This window comes from Mesorhizobium silamurunense, from assembly GCF_014843905.1.
Taxonomy (GTDB): domain Bacteria; phylum Pseudomonadota; class Alphaproteobacteria; order Rhizobiales; family Rhizobiaceae; genus Mesorhizobium; species Mesorhizobium silamurunense.
The window spans coordinates 1-18,231 of the sequence record NZ_LPVS01000060.1 but is presented as its reverse complement, the minus strand read 5'-3'; the positions used below and the strand labels follow the sequence as shown (position 1 = coordinate 18,231).

Below are 18,231 nucleotides of genomic sequence, written 5' to 3'. Positions count from 1 at the left end.
TACCCCCGAGTCATAACGCCGCGGCCGCCACCGGTTTTGCCCCGGTTACGCTTATACGCCTTAAGCTCTTGTTTTTGCGAACGACACGCGCCGTCGGAATAGCGCCGCGAAATCTCTTGTGTCAGATCGCGGCAAACCGCCCGATTTGTTCGCCAGCCGATGGCTCGAATGTCGGGCGACGCCTGCCATGCGGCGCTGCTCAGGGCTTCGGCGAGGCTTGAGGTAGGCAACCACATTGGCCATGTCGAGCAGGTTCCTTGGTCTCAGCCACGGGCAAAGCCGATGAAGTCATCGGGCGCGGCTCGGCCCATCTCCTCTTCCCAGTGCTGGCGGCAGAGCGAGACATAGACGTCCTTGCCGATCGCCACCTGCTCTCCCTGCCTCGCCACCTTGCCGTCGGGACCGAGACGCACGACCATCGTCGCCTTGCGGCCGCAGCGGCAGATGGTGCGCACCTCGCGCAGGTCGTCGGCGATGGCAAGCAGGGCGCGCGACCCGGAAAACAGCTTGCCCTGGAAATCGGTGCGCAGGCCGTAGCACATGACCGGGATGTTCAGCCGGTCGGCGATGCGGGCGAGCTGCCAGACCTGCTCCTCCTCGAGGAACTGCGCCTCGTCGACGAAGATGCAATGCACGGTGGTATGCTCGTGATGCTCGGCGACGCGGGCATAGAGATCGTCGCCGTCGCGGAACATCTCGGCCTCGGCCTCAAGGCCGATGCGCGACGAGATCAGTCCCTTGTCGCCCTTGCGATAATGGCCGGCGACGAACAGCATCGTCGTCATGCCGCGTTCGCGATAGTTGTAGGACGCCTGCAGGAGCATCGTCGTCTTGCCGGCATTCATCGTTGCGTAGTTGAAGTAAAGCTTGGCCATATGGGTCTTTAAGCTCAATTGCCGCGGCGCGGGGAGGGGCGCCGGCTCCTTCCACCAAAAAAGCGATCTCGCCGGAAAGCGCGGCATGTCGCTGAATGGCCAGCGCGCGCCGTTGTTCGTGATGTGGCGCCGCTTGAAACCACATCAAAATGGTGTTTGGCTGACGAAACAAGGCGGGCGCAAGAACCGTGACGTCGCGTCGCCTCGAATTGCAATGGGAGAAAAGTTCATGTCGCGTATGAAATCCTTCGTCGCCGGCCTCGGCCTGGTGGCGCTTCTATCCACGACCGCTGCTTATGCCGGCGATCCGGCAAGCTGCAAGGCCGTGCGTCTGTCCGACGTCGGTTGGACCGACATTCAGGCCACCACCGGGCTAGCCTCGGTGTTGCTCACCGCGCTTGGCTACGAACCGCAAGTGATCCAGCTCTCGGTGCCGGTCACCATGGCGTCGCTGAAGAACAAGGACCTCGATGTCTTCCTCGGCAACTGGATGCCGTCGATGACCAACGACATCAAGGACTACACCGCCGACGGCTCGGTCGAGACGATCAGCACCAACCTGACCGGCGCCGGCTACGGCATCGTGGTGCCGACCTATGTCGCTGACGCCGGCGTCAAGACGCTCACCGATCTCGGCAAGTTCAAGGACAAGTTCAACGGCAAGATCTACGGCATCGAGGCCGGCAATGACGGCAACCGCATCATCCTCGACATGATCAAGAACCCGAAGGACAATCTCGAAGGGTTCGAGCTGGTCGAGTCGTCGGAAGCGGGCATGCTGACGCAGGCCGAGCAGTCGATGAAGAACAATGAATGGATCGCCTTCCTCGGCTGGACGCCGCATCCGGTGATGGGCGCCATGAAGATCACCTATCTCGAAGGCATGGGCGACAGCGGCTTCGGCGCCGCCACCGTCTACACCAACGTGCGCAAGGGCTACACGACCGAGTGCCCGAATGCCGGCAAGTTCATCGCCAACCTGAAGTTCAACCTCGACATGGAAGGCGAGATGATGGACGCGATCCTCAAGGGCGGCGACGCCCAGACGGTCGCCACCGACTGGCTGAAGAAGCATCCGGACGCGATCACTCCCTGGATAGCCGGCGTGACCACCTTCGACGGCGGCGATGCGGCGGCCGCCATCAAGACCGCGCTCGGGAGCTGAGCAAGCTTTGAGTCCGGCATGAACTCCGGAAAAGGGCAGCCACTGGAAAAGGCTGCCCTTTTTCATATGCTGTGAGAGATGACCGTACGGCAATTGCGGCGAAGCCGAGAGGGGAAAGATGGATCCGATTTCGAAATTCCTTACTGATTACAAAATTCCGATCGGGCCATGGGGCAAGGCCTTCTTCGGCTTCCTCACCGACAATTTCGATACCGTCTTTCGGGCCTTCTCAAATGGCCTGAATTTCATCCTTGACGGGGCGGTGGACCTCCTGCTGATGGTGCCGCCGGTGCTGCTGGCCCTGGTCGTTGCCGGCATTGCATGGCTGCTGCAGCGCTCGCGTCCGCTCGCCATCGGCGTGTTCATCGGCCTCATCTTCATCATCAACCAGAATCTCTGGAAACAGACGGTGCAGACGCTGGTCCTCGTGGTCGCGGCCGCCGCGATGGCCATGGCGATCGGCGTGCCGCTCGGCATCTGGGCGGCGCACAAGCCGAAGGTCTATCGCGTCATGCTGCCGGTGCTCGATCTGATGCAGACGTTGCCGACCTTCGTCTACCTGATCCCGGTTCTGACGCTGTTCGGGCTCGGCAACGCGCCCGGCCTCATCGTCACAATCATCTTCGTCATCCCGACCGCGGTGCGGCTGACCCATCTTGGCGTGGTTTCGGTGCCCAAGGCGATCATCGAAGCGGGTGAAGCCTTCGGCGCTACCAAACGCCAGCTCCTGTGGAAGGTGGAACTGCCCTCGGCGCTGCCCACCATCATGGCGGGGCTGACGCAATCGATCATGCTGTCGCTGTCGATGGTGGTGTTCGCCGCCCTGATCGGCGCCGGCGGCCTCGGCACCGAAATCAACCGCGCGCTGGGCTCGCGCCGCATCGACCTAGGACTTGAGGCCGGCCTTGCGATTGTCGTTTTAGCCATCGTGCTCGACCGGATGACCCGCATCGGCGTTGGAGGCAAGAAATGACCGTCGCGGTTGACTTCAAGAATGTCGACATCGTCTTCGGCGCCGACCAGGCCGGCTCGCTGGCGATGATCGACAAAGGCGCCACCCGCGCCGAGATCCTCGAAAAGACCGGCAATGTGTTGGGCTGCGCCGGGGCTAGCCTCACCGTGCATGAGGGCGAGATTTCCGTGCTGATGGGCCTGTCCGGCTCCGGCAAATCGACGCTGCTCAGGGCCGTCAACCGGCTCAACGTCGTGTCGCGCGGCCAGGTGCTGGTCAGGGACGGCGACCGCACGGTCGATGTCGTCACCTGCGACGAGGCGACCTTGAGGCGGCTGCGGCAGAAGCAGGTGGCGATGGTGTTCCAGCAGTTCGGCCTGCTGCCATGGCGCACGGTTGAGGAAAATGTCGGCTTCGGGCTCGAGCTTGCCGGCGTGCCTGAAGCCGAGCGCAAGGCACGGGTGCAGAAGCAGCTCCAACTGGTGCATCTCGACCAATGGTCGAAGAAATACGCGCATGAGCTCTCGGGCGGCATGCAGCAGCGCGTCGGCTTGGCGCGCGCCTTCGCCACCGAGGCGCCGATCCTGTTGATGGACGAGCCGTTCTCGGCGCTCGATCCGCTGATCCGCACCAAGCTGCAGGACGAGCTTCTACAACTCCAGGCCGAGCTGAAGAAGACCATCATCTTCGTCAGCCACGACCTCGAGGAGGCACTGAAGATCGGCAGCCACATCACCATCATGGAAGGCGGGCGCATCGTCCAGACCGGCGCCCCGGAAGACATCGTGCTCAGACCTGCCAACGGCTATGTCCGCGACTTCATCGCCAATGTGAATCCTCTCTCGGTGCTGACGGCGTGGAACGTGATGCGCGACCGCCGCGATCTCGAACACGGCGAGAATGGCTGGGTTTGGCTCGACCGACGCAAGACGACGCGCTTCAAGATCGATGAACACGGCCTGGTGGCGGCGGCCGAACGTGACGGGAAGCCCGCGGTGTGGGTGTCCTGCGCTGATGTCGAGCGCCGGCCGGAGGAGGGGGCCCAGGTGTTCTGGGCCAATCCCGGCACCTCGCTGAAGACGGTGATGCTCGCCATGCACCGCTCGCAGACAGCCCCGGTGGCACTGTTCGACGAAGGCTCGCGCTTCGTCGGCGCGATCGGCATCCGGGACGTGCTGAGCGCGGTGCTCCGGCGATAGGAGTTCGGCCTTTAGATCAAGCATGAAGTGTTCGCTGGCGGGCACCTCATGCTTGTTTTAAACTTGGCCGACAGCCGGGCTGGGCCGCTGGTGTATGGGGCCGATAATGATCTTCCGTCAACTCTTCGATTCCGTTTCGGGCACCTATTCCTATCTGCTCGCCAGCCGCCGCGGCGGCGAGGCGCTGATCATCGATCCGGTGCTGGAGAAGGTTGAGCGCTATCTGCAACTGGTCAATGAGCTCGACCTCAGGCTGGTCAAGGCGGTGGACACGCATCTCCATGCCGACCACATCACCGGTCTCGGTGCGTTGCGCGACAAGACGCATTGCGTGACGGTGATGGGCGAGCAGACCAAGGCCGATGTCGTGTCGATGCGGCTTGCCGACGGCGACAAGCTCGCCATCGAAGGGCTGGCGCTCGACGTCATCTATACGCCTGGCCACACCGACGATTCCTACAGCTTCATCCTGCCGGACCGGGTGTTCACCGGCGATACGCTGCTCATCCGGGGCACCGGCCGCACCGACTTCCAGAACGGCGATCCGCGCCAGCAATATGAATCGATCTTCGGCCGCCTGCTCAAGCTTCCCGACGAGACGCTGATCTTCCCGGCGCATGACTACAAGGGCGAAACGGTGTCGACGATCGGCGAGGAAAAGGCTTTCAACCCGCGCCTGCAGGTGAAGTCGGTCGACGAGTATGTCGACATCATGAACAATCTGAAGCTGTCCAATCCGAAGATGATGGATGTGGCCGTGCCCGCCAACATGCGGGTGGGGCTGCACCAGGACGATATCGCCAGCCGGGGCTGGTCGGTGACCGCCGAACAGGCGCTGGCTCTGGTCGGTCGGCCCGACGTGGCGCTGATCGACCTGCGCGAGCAGTCGGAACGGGAACGCCACGGCGTCATCCCCGGCGCGATCCATCTGCCCTATGCGCGGCTGCAGGAGAACATCGCGGCCGGCGGCATGCTGCATGAGCTGGCGAAATCGACAGCGAAGCAGATCCTGTTCTACTGCGCCTTCGGCGAGCGTTCGGCGATGGCCGTGCAGGCGGCACAGGATGTCGGAATATCGAGCGCCCGCCACATCCAGGGCGGCATCGATGCGTGGAGAAAGGCCAGCGGCCCGCTGGTACACTAGGGTATCGCTAAATCAGTTCAGCCCGATGAGCTTCGCGCCCCTCCGGAACAGGGCTTCACCGTCCCGGTCGAAGCGGAAGGTGGCGATGAAATCGTCTGCGCGATAGTCAGGCCATGTGGTGCGGATCGCGGCGGCAAAATTCTGTGCCTCGTCCCGCCGGCCGGCCAGCGCCAGGCAATGCGCGGCGATCGCCAGGATGATGACATGGGCGTTGGGCCTGGCCGCCGCCTTCAGCGCCCATTCCGCAGCCTCATTGTATTCACCCAGCCGCGCATGGGCCATGGCGCGCGCGCCCATCATGCCGAACAGCAGCGGATCGAAGGGACTGAGATGACGCGAGTGATCCGACGAGCCGATCGCCGATTGCGGATCGCCCGACTGCGAGTGGACAAAGGACAGCGCATAGTGGCCGAGCGCGAAGTTCGGGCTGAGGTCGACGGCCTTTGCCAGCTCGAGCAGCGAGCCGTCCTGCTCGCCGCGCAGCCATAGTGCGCGGCCCATCGCCCAGTGCGCGGCCGGATTACGGTCATCGACCAGAAGGCTGTGGCCGGCGGTTGCGAAAGCCAGTGCCGCCTCCCGGTCTCGATCGCCCCAACGCTGGAAGGCGTTCTGCCAATGGGTGAAGGAAAGCCCGGCATAGGCGCGGGCGAAGGTCGGGTCGAGCTTCAGGGCATCGTTGAAGAACTGCTGCGCCAGTTCGTTTTCCTGGCGGGTGAAGCGGTACATGTGCCAAAGGCCACGATGATAGGCTTCCCACGCATTCAGCGAGTTCGGCGCCTTCAGCATTGCCCGGTTTCGCTCGACGGTCGCGATCTCGTCCGCGATCGACGAGACGATGCTGTTGCCGATATCGTCGATGACGACGAAGATTTCGTCCGGCCTGTGCTCGAAGGTCTCGGTCCAGACGATCCGCGCGGTGCGGACCTCGACGAGCTCGACCGAGACGATGACCCTGCCCGAAAGGCTGCGGACCGAGCCTGTCGCCACATAGTCGACATTCAGTCTGCGCCCGGCATCCTCCGGCGCGATGTCCTTCTCGGCCAGAGCGAAGACCGATCCGCGGGCAATGACGAAGAAATCGCGAAGCTTGGCGAGACGCGTTATGATGTCGTGGGTCAGGCCATCGGCAAGCCCGCCGCGGAAATTGACCGTGCTTTCCGCAAACGGCATCACCGCCAGCGAGGCCCGACGCGACGCGGTGGGTTCGGATTCGACGGCAACGATCGGCGGTTGCGGGGTCACAAAAGTCGGCCCGGATCGGGCGCACGGCGTCGCGCTGGAGTGGCGGGCTTTTATCTCCTGCCACGCTTCCCGCAATGGCGTGAAATCCAGCTCTTCTGAGTGAAACAGCTCCGCCGCGGTCGCAAGATGCTCCTCGCCGGCGCCGATCTGGCCGCGCCGCGCAAGGCTTTCCAGCAGCGCCACATGCGCGCGCCCGTCGAACGGCGCCAGCTCCAGCCATTTGTCCAGATAGGCGCCTGCTTCATCGGCCCCCTGCGGGAGAAGGGCGATGATGTGCTCCAGAACGGCGACATGGCATGAGCTGAAGCGGCGGCGTTGCGCGGTCAGCCAGCTCGAGAAATGCGGGCTCCGATCGAGCTCCAGCCCGTCAAGGAAATCGCCGGCGAAGAGTGGCGCAAGCGCCCGGAGGCGCCCGAGGCTAAGCGTCTCGATCCCTTCGGCAACCGCAGCGGCGGCTTCGACGGCATCGACTTTCGTATCGGCAAGACGAAGCGCCACGGTGTCGCCTTCGGTCTCGATCCTGTGCAGACCCGGTTCGTTGAGGGCGCCGCGAAGCTTGCTCAGGCACCAGCGAAGCTCGCCGCGTGGATCATTGGGCACGTCCCACAGAAGCTCGCAAAGCCGGCTGCGGCTGACGGGATGTGGCGCGAGCGCCAGATAGGCAAGCAGCGCGCGCAGCTTGCGCGAGGAAGGCAACTTAACCGGCTCGCCGTCACGGGCAATCGTCAGTTGCCCAAGCAGTCGCAAGGACAGGCCGGCGGTGGTGTCGTCCAGGCTCGGTCGGGTGGATTCCACGTATATTTCCACGCTCTCTCCAACGCTGACCAGTTGGTCCATGTTCTATCACCAAAGACGACAGGTATCCGGCAGCCCCATTCCGTGCCGGAATGCCGCCGTTGCCGCATTTGCGGCTGGTTCAGCAACCTACCGCGGCAAAGTGTCGAAACCGCGCCGCCGAAGTCGCCGGTCTGTAACCGGCACGTGAGATAGCGAGGAGAAAAGCCCATGTTGCAGCAGTTGAAAATCAGGACCACTGCCGGTCGCGGCCGGCTGTTCGACAGCATTCTGGACACGGTCGGCGACACGCCGGTCATCCGTATCAACAATCTCGGTCCGACCCATGCGACGATCTATGTGAAGGCCGAGTTCTTCAATCCGGCAGCCTCGGTGAAGGACCGGCTGGCGCTCAACATCATCGAGGAAGGCGAGCGCAGCGGCAAGCTGAAGCCGGGCCAGACCGTCGTCGAGGCGACCAGCGGCAACACCGGCATCGGCCTTGCCATGGGCTGAAGCCGGGCCAGACCGTCGTCGAGGCGACCAGCGGCAACACCGGCATCGGCCTTGCCATGGTCTGCGCGCAGAAGGGCTATCCTCTGGTGGTGACGATGGCCGACAGCTTCTCCATAGAGCGCCGCAAGCTGATGCGCATGCTGGGCGCCAAGGTGGTGCTGACGCCGCGCGCCCAGAAAGGCTTTGGGATGTACAAGAAGGCGGTGGAGCTCGCCGAAGCCAATGGCTGGTTCCTGGCGCGCCAGTTCGAAACGGAAGCCAATGCCGCCATCCACGAGGCGACGACGGCGCGCGAGATCATCAACGATTTCGCGAGCTCGAGGCTCGACGTGCTGGTCACCGGCTATGGCACCGGCGGCACCGTCGCCGGCGTCGGCCGGGTACTGCGCCGCGAGCGGCCGGATGTCCGCATCGTGCTTGCCGAGCCCGCGAACGCTCAGCTTATCGGCAGCGGCAAGACACAGGAGCGCGGCGCGGGCGGCGCGCCGGCCGCCAGCCATCCGGCCTTCGAGCCGCATCCGATCCAGGGCTGGACGCCGGACTTCATCCCCAACGTGCTGCAGGAGGCGATCGACAAGCGCTACTATGACGACGTGGTGCCGATCCCCGGTCCGGAAGGCATCAAATGGGCCAAGGCGCTAGCGCAGCAGGAAGGCATCTTCACCGGCATCTCCGGCGGCGCTACCTTCGCCGTGGCACGCCAAATCGCTGGCACGGCTCCGGCCGGCTCGGTGATCCTGTGCATGCTGCCCGACACCGGCGAGCGCTACATGTCGACGCCGCTCTTCGACGGCATCGAGGCGGAGATGGACGCCGAGGAGACGACGCTGTCGCGCGCGACGCCAAGCTGCCAATTCGAGGCCTAAAGACAACGCGGCGCTGCCGTCCATTCGGATGGCGGCGCCGCACCACGATCTCGCACGACGATCCAGGCAATGATCGCGTGCCTTTGGGGGAGAAGCGGATGGACAGCTTGCAGGAAACGACGGTGATGGAAGAAACCCTCGATCCGTCGGACTGGGCCGATGTGCAGGCCCTGTCGCATCGGATCGTCGACGACGCCATCGGCTATCTCAGGGATGTCCGAGACCGTCCGGTGTGGCGCGAGATGCCCGACGAGGTCCGCGCCTTCTTTTCGGCACCGTTGCCGCGCGAGCCGGCGCCCATCGCCGATGTTTATGGCGACGTCGCCCGCAAGGTGATGGCCTATCCGATGGGCAACATCCATCCGCGTTTCTGGTCCTGGTATATGGGTTCAAGCAATTTCACCGGCGCGCTCGGCGATTTCCTGGCGGCGATCCAGGGCTCGAATCTCGGTGGCGGCAACCATGCCGCCGGGCTCGTGGACAGCCAGGTGGTCGACTGGTGCAAGGAGATGGTCGGCTTTCCGGCCTCGGCCAGCGGCACGCTGGTCAGCGGCGGCTCGATGGCCAACATCATCGGGCTGACCGTGGCGCGCAATGTCAAGGCGGGCGTCGATGTTCGCGAAAGGGGCGTAGGCGCCATCCCAAGACCGTTGCGCTTCTATGCCTCGGACCAGGTCCATTCCTGCCACCGCAAGGCAATGGAAGCGCTCGGCCTCGGCAACCGGGCGATGCAGCGTGTCTCGACGGACGCCAATTTGCGCATCGACGTCGATGCGCTCAAGACGGCCATCGCCGAGGATCGCGCGGCGGGGTTCAAGCCGGCTTGCGTGATCGGCACCGCCGGCACCGTCAACACCGGCGCGATCGACGACCTGCAGGCGCTGGCCGCGCTGGCGGCGGAAGAGGACCTTTGGTTCCATGTCGACGGCTGCATCGGCGCACTGATCGCCATCGCGCCTGAAAACAGATCGCTGGTGGCCGGCATCGAGCAGGCGCATTCCATCGCGCTCGACCCACACAAATGGCTGCATGCGCCGTTCGAGGCGGGCTGCGCGCTGGTTCGCGATGCCTCTGCCCACCGCAACACCTTCGCCGTCACCCCGGAATATCTGGAATCGACCCCGCGCGGCCTCGCCTCCGGGCAATGGCTGCACGACTATGGCCTGCAGACGTCGCGCGGCTTTCGCGCGCTCAAAATCTGGATGGCGCTGAGGGAGCACGGGGCCGAGAAGTTCGGCCGGCTGATCGACCAGAACATCGCCCAGGCCGGTTATCTGACTGAGTTGATCCTTGCCGAGCCGGCGCTCGAGTTGACGGCGCCGACCACCATCAACATCGTCTGCTTCCGTCATCACCTGGACGGCGCATTCGAGGAACGGCTCAAGGCATTCAACACCGAGATCATGCTCAGGCTGCAAGAAGATGGTATCGCCGCCTTGTCGGACACCACGGTACGCGGCCGGCACTGCCTGAGGGTAGCGATCACCAACCACCGGACGCGTCGCGAGGATCTCGATCTCCTGGTGCGCGAGACGCTTCGCATTGGAAAGGAAATCGCGGCCGCGACCGCGGTCTGAAACGAGCCGGGAAGACTCAGCCGGCGGCCAGCGGCGCACCGGGCAGATAAAGCGCGATCGGACGGATTTCGTAGACCGCGGTGGGGTTGACGCGCTTGAGATCGCGCGCCACCGCGATCGCCTCGTCCTGGTTCGCGCAATCGAGGACATAGAGGCCGAGCAACTGCTCCTTGGTCTCGGCAAAGGGACCGTCGATCACCATGCCGGCGCCCGGACCGCGCAGCGTGACCGCTTTCGCGGTCTCGCCCAGCCTGGCCGCGGGCCCGAGCTTGCCGGCGCGTGTCAGCCTGTCGTTGATCTCGAGCAGATCTTTCATGAGGGCTGCATCCTCGTCAGGCGTCCAAGACTGGACGGTCTCTTCGGCGTGATAGGCAAGGATCGCGTAGAACATGGTTCGGTTCCTCGTGCATGACCCCGAAAATCGGAATCGATTTTTGCGTCGCTGACCTTCGGTTCGGAAAGGATCATGCACCAAATTGAATCGCTACAGCATCCTTTGCGCGTCCACGAGGACGCGCGGCGCTGTAGAGCGTGCCGCACTATCACAAGGATGGCGCGGCTGATCCAGTCCCGGCAGCAGTCGGGAAAACGCCTGCTGACTCAAGCTGCCAGCGGCAGGCGCAACTCCGTCAGCAGGCCGCCGCCGGGATGGTTGGCAAGGCTGATCTCGCCGCCGGCGCCGCGGGCGATGTTACGGGCAATGGTGAGGCCGAGGCCAAGGCCGCCGGTCTCGCGGTTGCGCGACTGTTCGAGGCGCACGAAGGAGGCGAACACCTGATCGAGCTTGGCCTGCGGAATGCCCGGACCTTCGTCGCGGATGCTGAGCGTGATGGTGTCGCCCGAGCGTCGCACGCCGATATGCGCCTTCTTGCCGTAGGTGACCGCGTTCTGGACGAGATTGGTGATGCAGCGGCGCAGCGCCACCGGCCGTGCGATGCAGATCAGGCCGCGCGATGGCTTGGCGTCCTCTTCGAACGAAGCGTCCTCGAATGCGTCGGCGACCGATTCCACCAGCGACCAGAAATCGATTCGCTCGGCCTTTTCCTCCGTGACCTCGAATTTGGCGAAGTCGATCACCGAGCTGGCGATGCTTTCGATGTCGGCGAGGTCGTGTGCGAGCGCCTCGCGCGCCGCCGATTTGCGCAGCAATTCGAGCCGCAGACGCATCCTGGTCAGCGGCGTGCGCAGATCATGTGCCAGCGCCGCCGCGAGGTGCTCGCGGTCCTCGACATAGTCGCGCAGGCGCATCTGCATGGCGTTGACCGCCTTTGCCGCGGCGCGGATCTCGCGGCTGCCGGTCTCGGCGATCGGCGGGCTTTTCAGGTCTTTGCCGATCCGGTTCACCGCTGTCTCCATCATCCGATAGGGCGCTGTCAGTCGGCGCAGCGACCAGATCGACATCACCACGACCAGCCCGGCGATCAGCGAATAGAGCGGCAGACTGTCGACGCTGAGGATCGGCCCGGCAGGCGTGATCGGCTCGGTGAAGTTCAGCCACTGACCGTCGGAAAAACGCAGCGACGCCGTCAGCTTGTCGCTCTGGGCAAAATCGGCGGCCAGCACCAACAGATCGCGCTCGACCTGGCCGACATCCTTGTTCATCACCTGGCCGTCCGGAGCATCGGCTTCCTGCGTTGCCGGGTCGCGCCGCACGCGCGCGTCGGTGATGCCGAACTTGGACAGGCGGCCGACCAGGATGTCCTCCAGCTCGGCAAGCTGGTCATCGCCGGCGATCGAAGAGGTGACGGCAGGGGTGTCCGAAACGGTCAGCGCATACGTGGCATTGAACAGGCCGGATGCGGTCGCCTTGCGCTCCTCGGGCGTAGCGTCGTGCATCAGCTGCACCAGCGAATAGGCGCGGTCGTTCAGCCGATAGAGGTCGACCACGTCGTTGGCCGCGACACGATCGCGCGAGACGATATAGAGGGTCGCGACCTGGCTGATCATCAGGCCGGCAATGACGATGAGCAACACCCAGACGGGCAGGGTTTGCGGCAGGAAGCGTCTCATTCGGAGGTCGTTTCGGGCAGAAACTGATAGCCGCCGCTGCGCACGGTCAAGATCAGCTTCGGCGTCTTCGGGTCGTCCTCCATCTTGCGCCGCAAGCGGCTCACCAGGATGTCGACGCTGCGGTCGAAGCTGTAGCCGGTGTCGCCGCCCGAAAGCTCGATGAGCTGCTCGCGGGTGAGCACGCGCTGCGCGCTCTTGACGAAGGTCTGCAGCAGGTTGAACTCCGCCATCGTCAGCTCCACCCGCACGTCGTCGGGCGCGGTCAGCCGGCGGCGCGAGCAATCCATGGTCCAGCCGGCAAAGCGGTAGATCTGCTTGCTGGCGGGCCGGCGCGGCTCGGCCGTGCCGTTGCGCCTCAGCACCGCGCGGATGCGGGCGAGCAATTCGCGCGGATCGAAGGGTTTCGGCACATAGTCGTCCGCGCCCATCTCGAGGCCGACGACGCGGTCCGTCGTCTCGGTCACGGCGGTCAGCATGATGATCGGCGTCGTGTAGTTCGCGCGGATCTCGCGGCAAAGCTCCAGCCCGCTTTTTCCCGGCAGCATCACGTCGAGGATGATCAGGTCGACCTGCGCGCGGCGCAGGATCGCCTCCATCTCGGTGCCGTCGGCGGCCACCGTCGTATGCAGGCCCCGCTTCTGGAAGAATTCCTGAAGCAGGTCCCGTATGCCCTTGTCGTCGTCGACGATCAGTATGTGTGCGTCGGATTTCACGAGAACCCTGTTATGCTGGTAGCCAAGCCGGCCCTTCTCAAATCACCCACACGATAGAATTCGGGCCACATCTTGGCCAGTGGCGGCGATGCGGCATGGATTGGCTTCCTCAGAAACAATCCAGAAACAAAATTCTACAATCGGGAAAAACTCGTGAAAAATTTCAACGGCATAACCGGTGTCGTGGCGGTCAGGTCATCGGCTGCGACGCAAGTTTCCGGAGTAACGGGCAAGACCGATGCAGAGGTTCTGGATCAGCGTGATGGGTGCTTTGCTCAGCATGTCGCTCATCACAGCCGCGGTCGGGGCCTCCAACGCAAAGGTAACGCCGCTGACCCGGACCGAGCGCTGCACCAATCTCAACCGTCAAGTTGACGAAGCCCTCGAAACCCATGCCGCGGCAACGCAGGTCACCGCGGCGAAGGCACTTCAAAGAAAGGGAAACCGGTTCTGCGCCGCCAAGAAACAGGCACAGGGCATCCGGATGCTCGCAAACGCTTTGAAGCTGCTTGGAGTGACACCGATCGATCCGGTTCAGTGACGCTCGACTCCTCGACCCGCATGAAAAAGGAAATGAAGCCATGAAAAAGTCCCTCCTCTCCGCCCTCGGCCTCGCTGTTGCTCTCGCCTTCTCGATGCCGGCTCTCGGCAACGCCGCCGCCACGACGACCGCCGCTCCGGCCGCTTCGACCACGACCACGGCTCCGGCCGCTGCTGCTCCGGCGAAGACCGCTCCGAAGAAGGTTGCCGCGAAGAAGGTCTGCAAGGTGACCAAGACCCACAAGTGCCCGGTCAAGAAGGCCCCGAAGAAGGCCGCGAAGAAGTCCTGATCCAGGCTTCGGTCCTGATCTTTCAAGACCGCTCCGGCCGAAACCGGCCGGGGCGGCTTCCTGCGGCCGAACGCTGACACCGGCAGCTTCCGCCGCGCCACTCCCCATCCTTAACCCGATCGCAATGCCGGTGCCGTAGGACAATCCGCATGAAGAAGCGGCTTTCGTCCCTGATGCGCTCGCTGGCCCTCGGCGGCTTGGTTGCCACCGCGGCGGCAAGAGCGTTGATCATCTTCACAGCCAGCCCAGTGCCGGATCCCGCCAGCGGCAGGACCGAGCCGGAGCTTTTCGCGCCGGCGATCTCATCGAGCTTCGACTACATCACGCCGGCACAGAGCTGGATCCTGATCGTGCTGACGGGCGCAATGCTGATCGGCTTCGTCGCCTGGATGATTGCCGCCTTCATGGAGCGCGGTACCAACATGGACGACGGCGGCTCCGGCAGATCGGGCGCCGCGATGCGCCGCACGGTCGGGCGGCAGGGCCGTTGAACGGCAAGCACCGCTTTCCCACATAAAGCCGAGTGTCCGCTCCTACAAGCGAGGCTATTTTCGCGCAGTTCCGAACGGAAAACCGCTAGGCACTTTCCTGGAATTGCTTTGGTTCCCAATTGGCGGATTCCGATGCCTGAAACTGTCCTCAAACCGCGCACCAGGACGCAGCCGAAGACCGAGCGGCCAAAGCTCCACAAGGTTATCCTAGTCAATGACGACTTCACGCCGCGCGAGTTCGTGGTGACGGTGCTTAAAGGCGAATTCAAACTCAGCGAGGATCAGGCGCATCGCGTCATGATCACGGCGCATACGCGCGGCGTCTGCGTGGTCGCCGTCTTCACGCGCGACGTCGCCGAGACCAAGGCCGCACGGGCAACCGACGCCGGCAAAGCCAAGGGCTATCCGCTGCTGTTCACGACCGAGCCGGAAGAGTAGGGCGGCTCTCCTCTCCTTCTCCTCTTGTGGGTTCCTTGTGGGAGAAGGTGGATCGGCGCGCAGCACCGAGCCGGATGAGGGGTGCTCCAGCCGGACGGCCGCTTACCCCTCACCCGGATTGCCATCCGATTTGTGAAGGACAATCGGGGCAATCCGACCTCTCCCACAAGGGGAGAGGTGAAAGTGCTACCGCCCTTCGCGGTACCACATCGAGCCGATCGCCAGCAGCAGCAGGCCGAGGCCGAGGAAGCCGCCGAACAGCGGCATGCGCGAAACGGCCTTGAGGGTGCTGTCGTTGGTGGTGCGGAGCCCGATCCAGTCGTTGCCCGATGCCGCGCCCGAGGAGCGCACCGGCACGATCGAAGGCAGCGCCACACCGCCGGCAAGATTGCCAAGCATGGAGGATGGCGCGAGCCGGCGCACGCTGCCCCCGGTCGCTTCGGCCGGCGTCTTAAGCCTGTCTTCGGTGGAAACGACATCGGAGAATTCCGGTGCGTTGATCGGGCCGACATGGGCGAGCGCGGTCAGGTCGCCATTGCCGACCTGATAGAGGCCGATCTCGCTGGTCTGCAGGCTGCCCGTGAAAATCCCTGGTTCGGCTTTTTCCAGCTTGACCGTCATCGTCTTGCCGGAAGGCGTGATCACCTGGGCGGGGCCGGGATCGTCGCTCATCGTCTGGCGCCTTATTTCCAGCACCATGCCGCGGCCGTCGGCGGTCAGCCGTTCTTCTTCAAGCTCGGGTTCCTTCATCAGCCAATGGGCGATGCGCCGGTAGAGCTGGACATGCGGCCCGCCGCCCTCGAAGCCGCGCGCCCATAGCCAGCCCTGGTCCGAAAGCAGCATGCCGACCCGGCCTTCGCCCTTGCGGTCGAGCACAAGCAGGGGGCGGTCGTCGGCCCCTTTCATCACCACCTCGCCCTCGGGATTCTTGACGCCGATGGTGCGGAACCAGCGGCTCCAGTGCGGCGGATCGGTGGCGGAGCCCTCGAGCCCGCGCGTTACCGGGTGACGCTGCCCGAGATCGGTCAGGCGCGGATAGAAGCCCTTGTCGACGACCTCGCCGCTCGGCATCGCAGGCAGGGCCGACATCAGCGGCGTGCGGGCAATGGAGCTTTCGCCGGCATATTCGGGGCCGGCGGCGATCAGCAGCGCGCCACCTTTTTCGACATATTCGGAGATGTAGTCGTAATAGAGGATCGGCAGCACGTCGCGGTGCTGATAGCGGTCGAAGATGATCAGATCGAAATCCTTGATCTTCTCGACGAACAGTTCGCGCGTCGGGAAGGCGATCAGCGAGAGCTCGTTGATCGGCGTGCCGTCCTGCTTTTCCGGCGGGCGCAGAATCGTGAAGTGGACGAGGTCGACCGACGCGTCGGATTTCAAAAGGTTGCGCCAGGTGCGCTCGCCGGCATGCGGTTCGCCGGAGACCAGAAGCACGCGCAGATGATCGCGGATGCCGTCGACCAGCGCGATGGCCCGGTTGTTTGCGTCGGTCAGTTCGCCCGGCTCGTGATCGATCGAAAGCTGGACGATGTTGCGGCCGGCGTTGGGGATGGTGACCTCAAGCTTCATCGGCTGGCCGATGGTCGCATGCTCGACCGAGACCTGCTCGCCATTGACCGAGACCCGGACGTCGACCGGGCCGCCCTGGCCTTCCGTGGAAATGACCCGATAGCTCATGTCGAGCGGCTTGCCAACGAGGCCGAAGCGCGGCGCGTTCTCGAAGCGGATGCGGCGGTCCTTTTCGTGCTCGCTGCCGGTGATCAGCGCATGCAGCGGCGCGTTGAACTCCGAAGCGCCGGCCGGCGCGTCATGCACTTCGCCATCGGTGATCATGATCGCGCCGCCGATGCGCGAGGGCGGCACGTCGCGGAAAGCGCTTTCCAGCGCGCCGAACAGCTTGGTTTCGGTGCGCTCGTCGGCGGCCTCGGACTTGCCGGCGTCGACCACGCGGACGTCGAATTGCTTGAATCGGCCGAGGCGCTCCTGAAGGCCCGCCAGCGCCTCGTCGGTCTGCTTGGTGCGGTCGCCGATGTCCTGGCTCTGGCTGCGGTCGACGATGACGGCGACGACGCTCTTCAACGCCTCGCGTTCCTCGTCGAGGAAAACGGGATTGAGCAGCGCAGCACCCAGCGCGAGCAGGGCGATGAAGCGCAGGACAGAGCCGCGCTGGCGGTACCACAGGCCGGCCAGCGCGAGCAGCAGCAGCGGCACGATGACAAGCCCGAACAGCGGCCAGGAAACGAGCGGCTCGAAGGAGATCGACCAGTTCATGACCTACTGCCCCAGCCGCTCGAGCAGGACGGGCACGTGCACCTGATCGGATTTGTAGTTGCCGGTCAGCATGTACATCATGATGTTGACGCCGGCGCGCAGCGCGTAGACGCGCTGCATCGGATCCGGCGGCACGGTCGGCAGCATCGGATCGCCGTTCTCGTCGACCGCCCAGGCGCCGGCGAAATCATTGCCGGTGATCATGATCGGCGACACGCCGTCGCCGGTGCGCACGGGACGGTTCTCGGTATTGCTGGCGTCGAGCGAGGCCTCGACCCAGAGTGGGCTGCCGTTGAAGCGGCCGGGAAACTCGGGAAGGATGAAGAAGGACTTCGTCAGCACGTGGTCCGACGGTACCGGCTCCAGCGGCGGCACGTTGAGATTGGCGAGGATGTCGCGCAGCCGCTCGGTGGCCGGGCTTGCCGAGCCGGCGCCGATGCCGTTGGAGAACTGGTCGCGCGTGTCGAAGAGAACCGTGCCGCCCTGCTGCATATAGGCATCGAGGCGGGCGATTGCGGCTTCGCTGGGCATCGGCGCGGTGGCGTCGATCGGCCAATAGATCAGCGGATAGAAGGCCAGCTCGTCCTTGGCTATGTCGACGCCCGCCGGCGGGCCGGGTTCCAGCGCCGTCTTCTCGATCAGGAATCGGGTGAGGCCCTCGAGGCCAGCGCGGCTGATCGAATCGACGCCGGGCTCGCCGGTGATGACATAGGCGATGCGGGTTTTCGAAATGTCCTCGATCGCTTGGGAATCGCCGGGCTTCGAATCATCTGCGCGGGCAAGGTCTGCGTGGCCGAAGAGCCCGCCGAGCACGATCAGCACGGCAGCGGCGGTCGCCGCGGCGCGGCGTGGCCGGCGCGACAACAGCCCACCCATCCAGAATACGGCAAGCGTGTCGAGCACCATCAGCAAGAGGGCCAATGTGACCAGCGGGCCTTTCAGGTTCTCCGATTCGTCGAAGGCGTAGGGAATGGCGGTCACCGGCAGCGAGATCTGCGGCCGAGCAAGCGGCGTAAACGTGCTGGAGGCGTTGAGCAGGTTGTGCGCGAAGACGCCCGTTTCCGAGCCATAGAGGCCAGGCGGGTTCTCCAGCGTCACCGGCAGCGGGCCGGCGGCGGGCACGAGCGGCCGCGCATCGGGCGTCGGCGGCACCAGCGCGCCGTCG

The 18,231-nt window shown here is 64.4% G+C and carries 17 protein-coding genes and 1 pseudogene; 10 read left to right on the top strand and 8 right to left on the bottom strand.

Features of this window, described 5'->3' with window-relative positions; all coding sequences use genetic code 11:
• Both AU465_RS35965 and AU465_RS16875 read right to left on the bottom strand, forming a co-directional pair.
• Nucleotides 1-236, bottom strand: a 236-nt coding sequence (locus AU465_RS35965) for a hypothetical protein (RefSeq protein ID WP_210325133.1), incomplete at its 3' end; no start/stop codon positions are given.
• Nucleotides 237-263: 27 nt separating this feature from the next.
• Nucleotides 264-875: a thymidine kinase gene (locus AU465_RS16875; RefSeq protein WP_192249877.1), complete on the bottom strand. Its 612-nt coding sequence runs from the start codon at nt 873-875 to the stop codon at nt 264-266.
• A gap of 229 nt (nt 876-1,104) precedes the next feature.
• Between AU465_RS16875 and AU465_RS16870 the strand changes: the two genes are divergently transcribed.
• The 4 genes from AU465_RS16870 (at nt 1,105) to AU465_RS16855 (ending at nt 5,335) form a co-directional block, all read left to right on the top strand.
• Nucleotides 1,105-2,040, top strand: a complete 936-nt coding sequence (locus tag AU465_RS16870; protein ID WP_192249874.1) for a choline ABC transporter substrate-binding protein — start codon at nt 1,105-1,107, stop codon at nt 2,038-2,040.
• Nucleotides 2,041-2,158: 118 nt separating this feature from the next.
• The gene (gene choW / locus AU465_RS16865; protein WP_192249871.1) at nt 2,159-3,013 is read left to right on the top strand and encodes a choline ABC transporter permease subunit; all 855 of its coding nucleotides are present in this window, start codon (nt 2,159-2,161) and stop codon (nt 3,011-3,013) included.
• Nucleotides 3,010-4,191: a choline ABC transporter ATP-binding protein gene (gene choV / locus AU465_RS16860; protein ID WP_192249868.1), complete on the top strand. Its 1,182-nt coding sequence runs from the start codon at nt 3,010-3,012 to the stop codon at nt 4,189-4,191. Before choW ends, choV begins: the two co-directional genes overlap by 4 nt.
• A 106-nt stretch (nt 4,192-4,297) precedes the next feature.
• A complete protein-coding gene (locus AU465_RS16855) occupies nt 4,298-5,335 on the top strand; it encodes an MBL fold metallo-hydrolase (protein WP_192249864.1) in 1,038 nt (345 codons plus the stop codon).
• 12 nt (nt 5,336-5,347) lie between these two features.
• Here AU465_RS16855 and AU465_RS16850 read toward each other — a convergent pair whose 3' ends face one another.
• Nucleotides 5,348-7,414 carry a BTAD domain-containing putative transcriptional regulator gene (locus AU465_RS16850; protein ID WP_192249861.1) on the bottom strand — a complete coding sequence of 689 codons (2,067 nt, stop codon included), beginning with the start codon at nt 7,412-7,414 and terminating at the stop codon, nt 5,348-5,350.
• Between the two features lie 168 nt (nt 7,415-7,582).
• Here AU465_RS16850 and AU465_RS16845 point away from each other — a divergent pair.
• Nucleotides 7,583-8,733 (top strand): annotated as a pseudogene (locus AU465_RS16845) (PLP-dependent cysteine synthase family protein).
• Nucleotides 8,734-8,831: 98 nt separating this feature from the next.
• Nucleotides 8,832-10,310, top strand: coding sequence for a pyridoxal phosphate-dependent decarboxylase family protein (locus tag AU465_RS16840; RefSeq protein WP_192249858.1), 1,479 nt, complete (start codon nt 8,832-8,834; stop codon nt 10,308-10,310).
• A gap of 16 nt (nt 10,311-10,326) precedes the next feature.
• On the opposite strand, the gene AU465_RS16835 is transcribed toward AU465_RS16840, so the two are convergent.
• From AU465_RS16835 to AU465_RS16825, 3 genes are all read right to left on the bottom strand, one after another.
• On the bottom strand, nt 10,327-10,701 hold the full coding sequence (locus AU465_RS16835) for a YciI family protein (RefSeq protein WP_192249854.1): 375 nt from the start codon (nt 10,699-10,701) through the stop codon (nt 10,327-10,329).
• 209 nt (nt 10,702-10,910) lie between these two features.
• Nucleotides 10,911-12,320: an ATP-binding protein gene (locus tag AU465_RS16830; RefSeq protein WP_192249850.1), complete on the bottom strand. Its 1,410-nt coding sequence runs from the start codon at nt 12,318-12,320 to the stop codon at nt 10,911-10,913.
• Nucleotides 12,317-13,033: a response regulator gene (locus AU465_RS16825; RefSeq protein WP_192249847.1), complete on the bottom strand. Its 717-nt coding sequence runs from the start codon at nt 13,031-13,033 to the stop codon at nt 12,317-12,319. The genes AU465_RS16830 and AU465_RS16825 overlap by 4 nt, the downstream gene beginning before the upstream one ends.
• A gap of 238 nt (nt 13,034-13,271) precedes the next feature.
• Between AU465_RS16825 and AU465_RS16820 the strand changes: the two genes are divergently transcribed.
• The 4 genes from AU465_RS16820 to clpS all read left to right on the top strand — a co-directional run bounded on the left by AU465_RS16820 (nt 13,272) and on the right by clpS (nt 14,792).
• Complete coding sequence (locus AU465_RS16820; RefSeq protein ID WP_066994286.1) at nt 13,272-13,574, top strand: hypothetical protein; 303 nt, start codon at nt 13,272-13,274, stop codon at nt 13,572-13,574.
• A gap of 40 nt (nt 13,575-13,614) precedes the next feature.
• Entirely contained in the window at nt 13,615-13,863 is a 249-nt protein-coding gene (locus AU465_RS16815) for a hypothetical protein (protein ID WP_192249844.1), read from the top strand.
• 149 nt (nt 13,864-14,012) lie between these two features.
• A complete protein-coding gene (locus AU465_RS16810; RefSeq protein ID WP_192249841.1) occupies nt 14,013-14,354 on the top strand; it encodes a hypothetical protein in 342 nt (113 codons plus the stop codon).
• A 132-nt stretch (nt 14,355-14,486) separates the two neighbouring features.
• Nucleotides 14,487-14,792 carry an ATP-dependent Clp protease adapter ClpS gene (clpS, locus tag AU465_RS16805; RefSeq protein ID WP_192249838.1) on the top strand — a complete coding sequence of 102 codons (306 nt, stop codon included), beginning with the start codon at nt 14,487-14,489 and terminating at the stop codon, nt 14,790-14,792.
• Nucleotides 14,793-14,978: 186 nt separating this feature from the next.
• Here clpS and AU465_RS16800 read toward each other — a convergent pair whose 3' ends face one another.
• Both AU465_RS16800 and AU465_RS16795 read right to left on the bottom strand, forming a co-directional pair.
• On the bottom strand, nt 14,979-17,066 hold the full coding sequence (locus tag AU465_RS16800; RefSeq protein ID WP_192249834.1) for a hypothetical protein: 2,088 nt from the start codon (nt 17,064-17,066) through the stop codon (nt 14,979-14,981).
• A 3-nt stretch (nt 17,067-17,069) separates the two neighbouring features.
• Nucleotides 17,070-18,231, bottom strand: a 1,162-nt coding sequence (locus AU465_RS16795) for a DUF4159 domain-containing protein (RefSeq protein ID WP_192249830.1), incomplete at its 5' end; no start/stop codon positions are given.

Excerpts from the sequence above, each read along its gene's own strand:
- AU465_RS16810 (WP_192249841.1), top strand. The coding sequence starts at position 14,013 with ATGAAGAAGCGGCTTTCGTCCCTGATGCGCTCGCTGGCCCTCGGCGGC.
- AU465_RS16830 (WP_192249850.1), bottom strand. The coding sequence starts at position 12,320 with ATGAGACGCTTCCTGCCGCAAACCCTGCCCGTCTGGGTGTTGCTCATC.
- AU465_RS16835 (WP_192249854.1), bottom strand. The coding sequence starts at position 10,701 with ATGTTCTACGCGATCCTTGCCTATCACGCCGAAGAGACCGTCCAGTCT.
- AU465_RS16855 (WP_192249864.1), top strand. The coding sequence starts at position 4,298 with ATGATCTTCCGTCAACTCTTCGATTCCGTTTCGGGCACCTATTCCTAT.
- AU465_RS16875 (WP_192249877.1), bottom strand. The coding sequence starts at position 875 with ATGGCCAAGCTTTACTTCAACTACGCAACGATGAATGCCGGCAAGACG.
- AU465_RS16870 (WP_192249874.1), top strand. The coding sequence starts at position 1,105 with ATGTCGCGTATGAAATCCTTCGTCGCCGGCCTCGGCCTGGTGGCGCTT.
- AU465_RS16840 (WP_192249858.1), top strand. The coding sequence starts at position 8,832 with ATGGACAGCTTGCAGGAAACGACGGTGATGGAAGAAACCCTCGATCCG.
- AU465_RS16850 (WP_192249861.1), bottom strand. The coding sequence starts at position 7,414 with ATGGACCAACTGGTCAGCGTTGGAGAGAGCGTGGAAATATACGTGGAA.
- AU465_RS16800 (WP_192249834.1), bottom strand. The coding sequence starts at position 17,066 with ATGAACTGGTCGATCTCCTTCGAGCCGCTCGTTTCCTGGCCGCTGTTC.
- choW (WP_192249871.1), top strand. The coding sequence starts at position 2,159 with ATGGATCCGATTTCGAAATTCCTTACTGATTACAAAATTCCGATCGGG.
- AU465_RS16815 (WP_192249844.1), top strand. The coding sequence starts at position 13,615 with ATGAAAAAGTCCCTCCTCTCCGCCCTCGGCCTCGCTGTTGCTCTCGCC.
- AU465_RS16820 (WP_066994286.1), top strand. The coding sequence starts at position 13,272 with ATGCAGAGGTTCTGGATCAGCGTGATGGGTGCTTTGCTCAGCATGTCG.
- clpS (WP_192249838.1), top strand. The coding sequence starts at position 14,487 with ATGCCTGAAACTGTCCTCAAACCGCGCACCAGGACGCAGCCGAAGACC.
- choV (WP_192249868.1), top strand. The coding sequence starts at position 3,010 with ATGACCGTCGCGGTTGACTTCAAGAATGTCGACATCGTCTTCGGCGCC.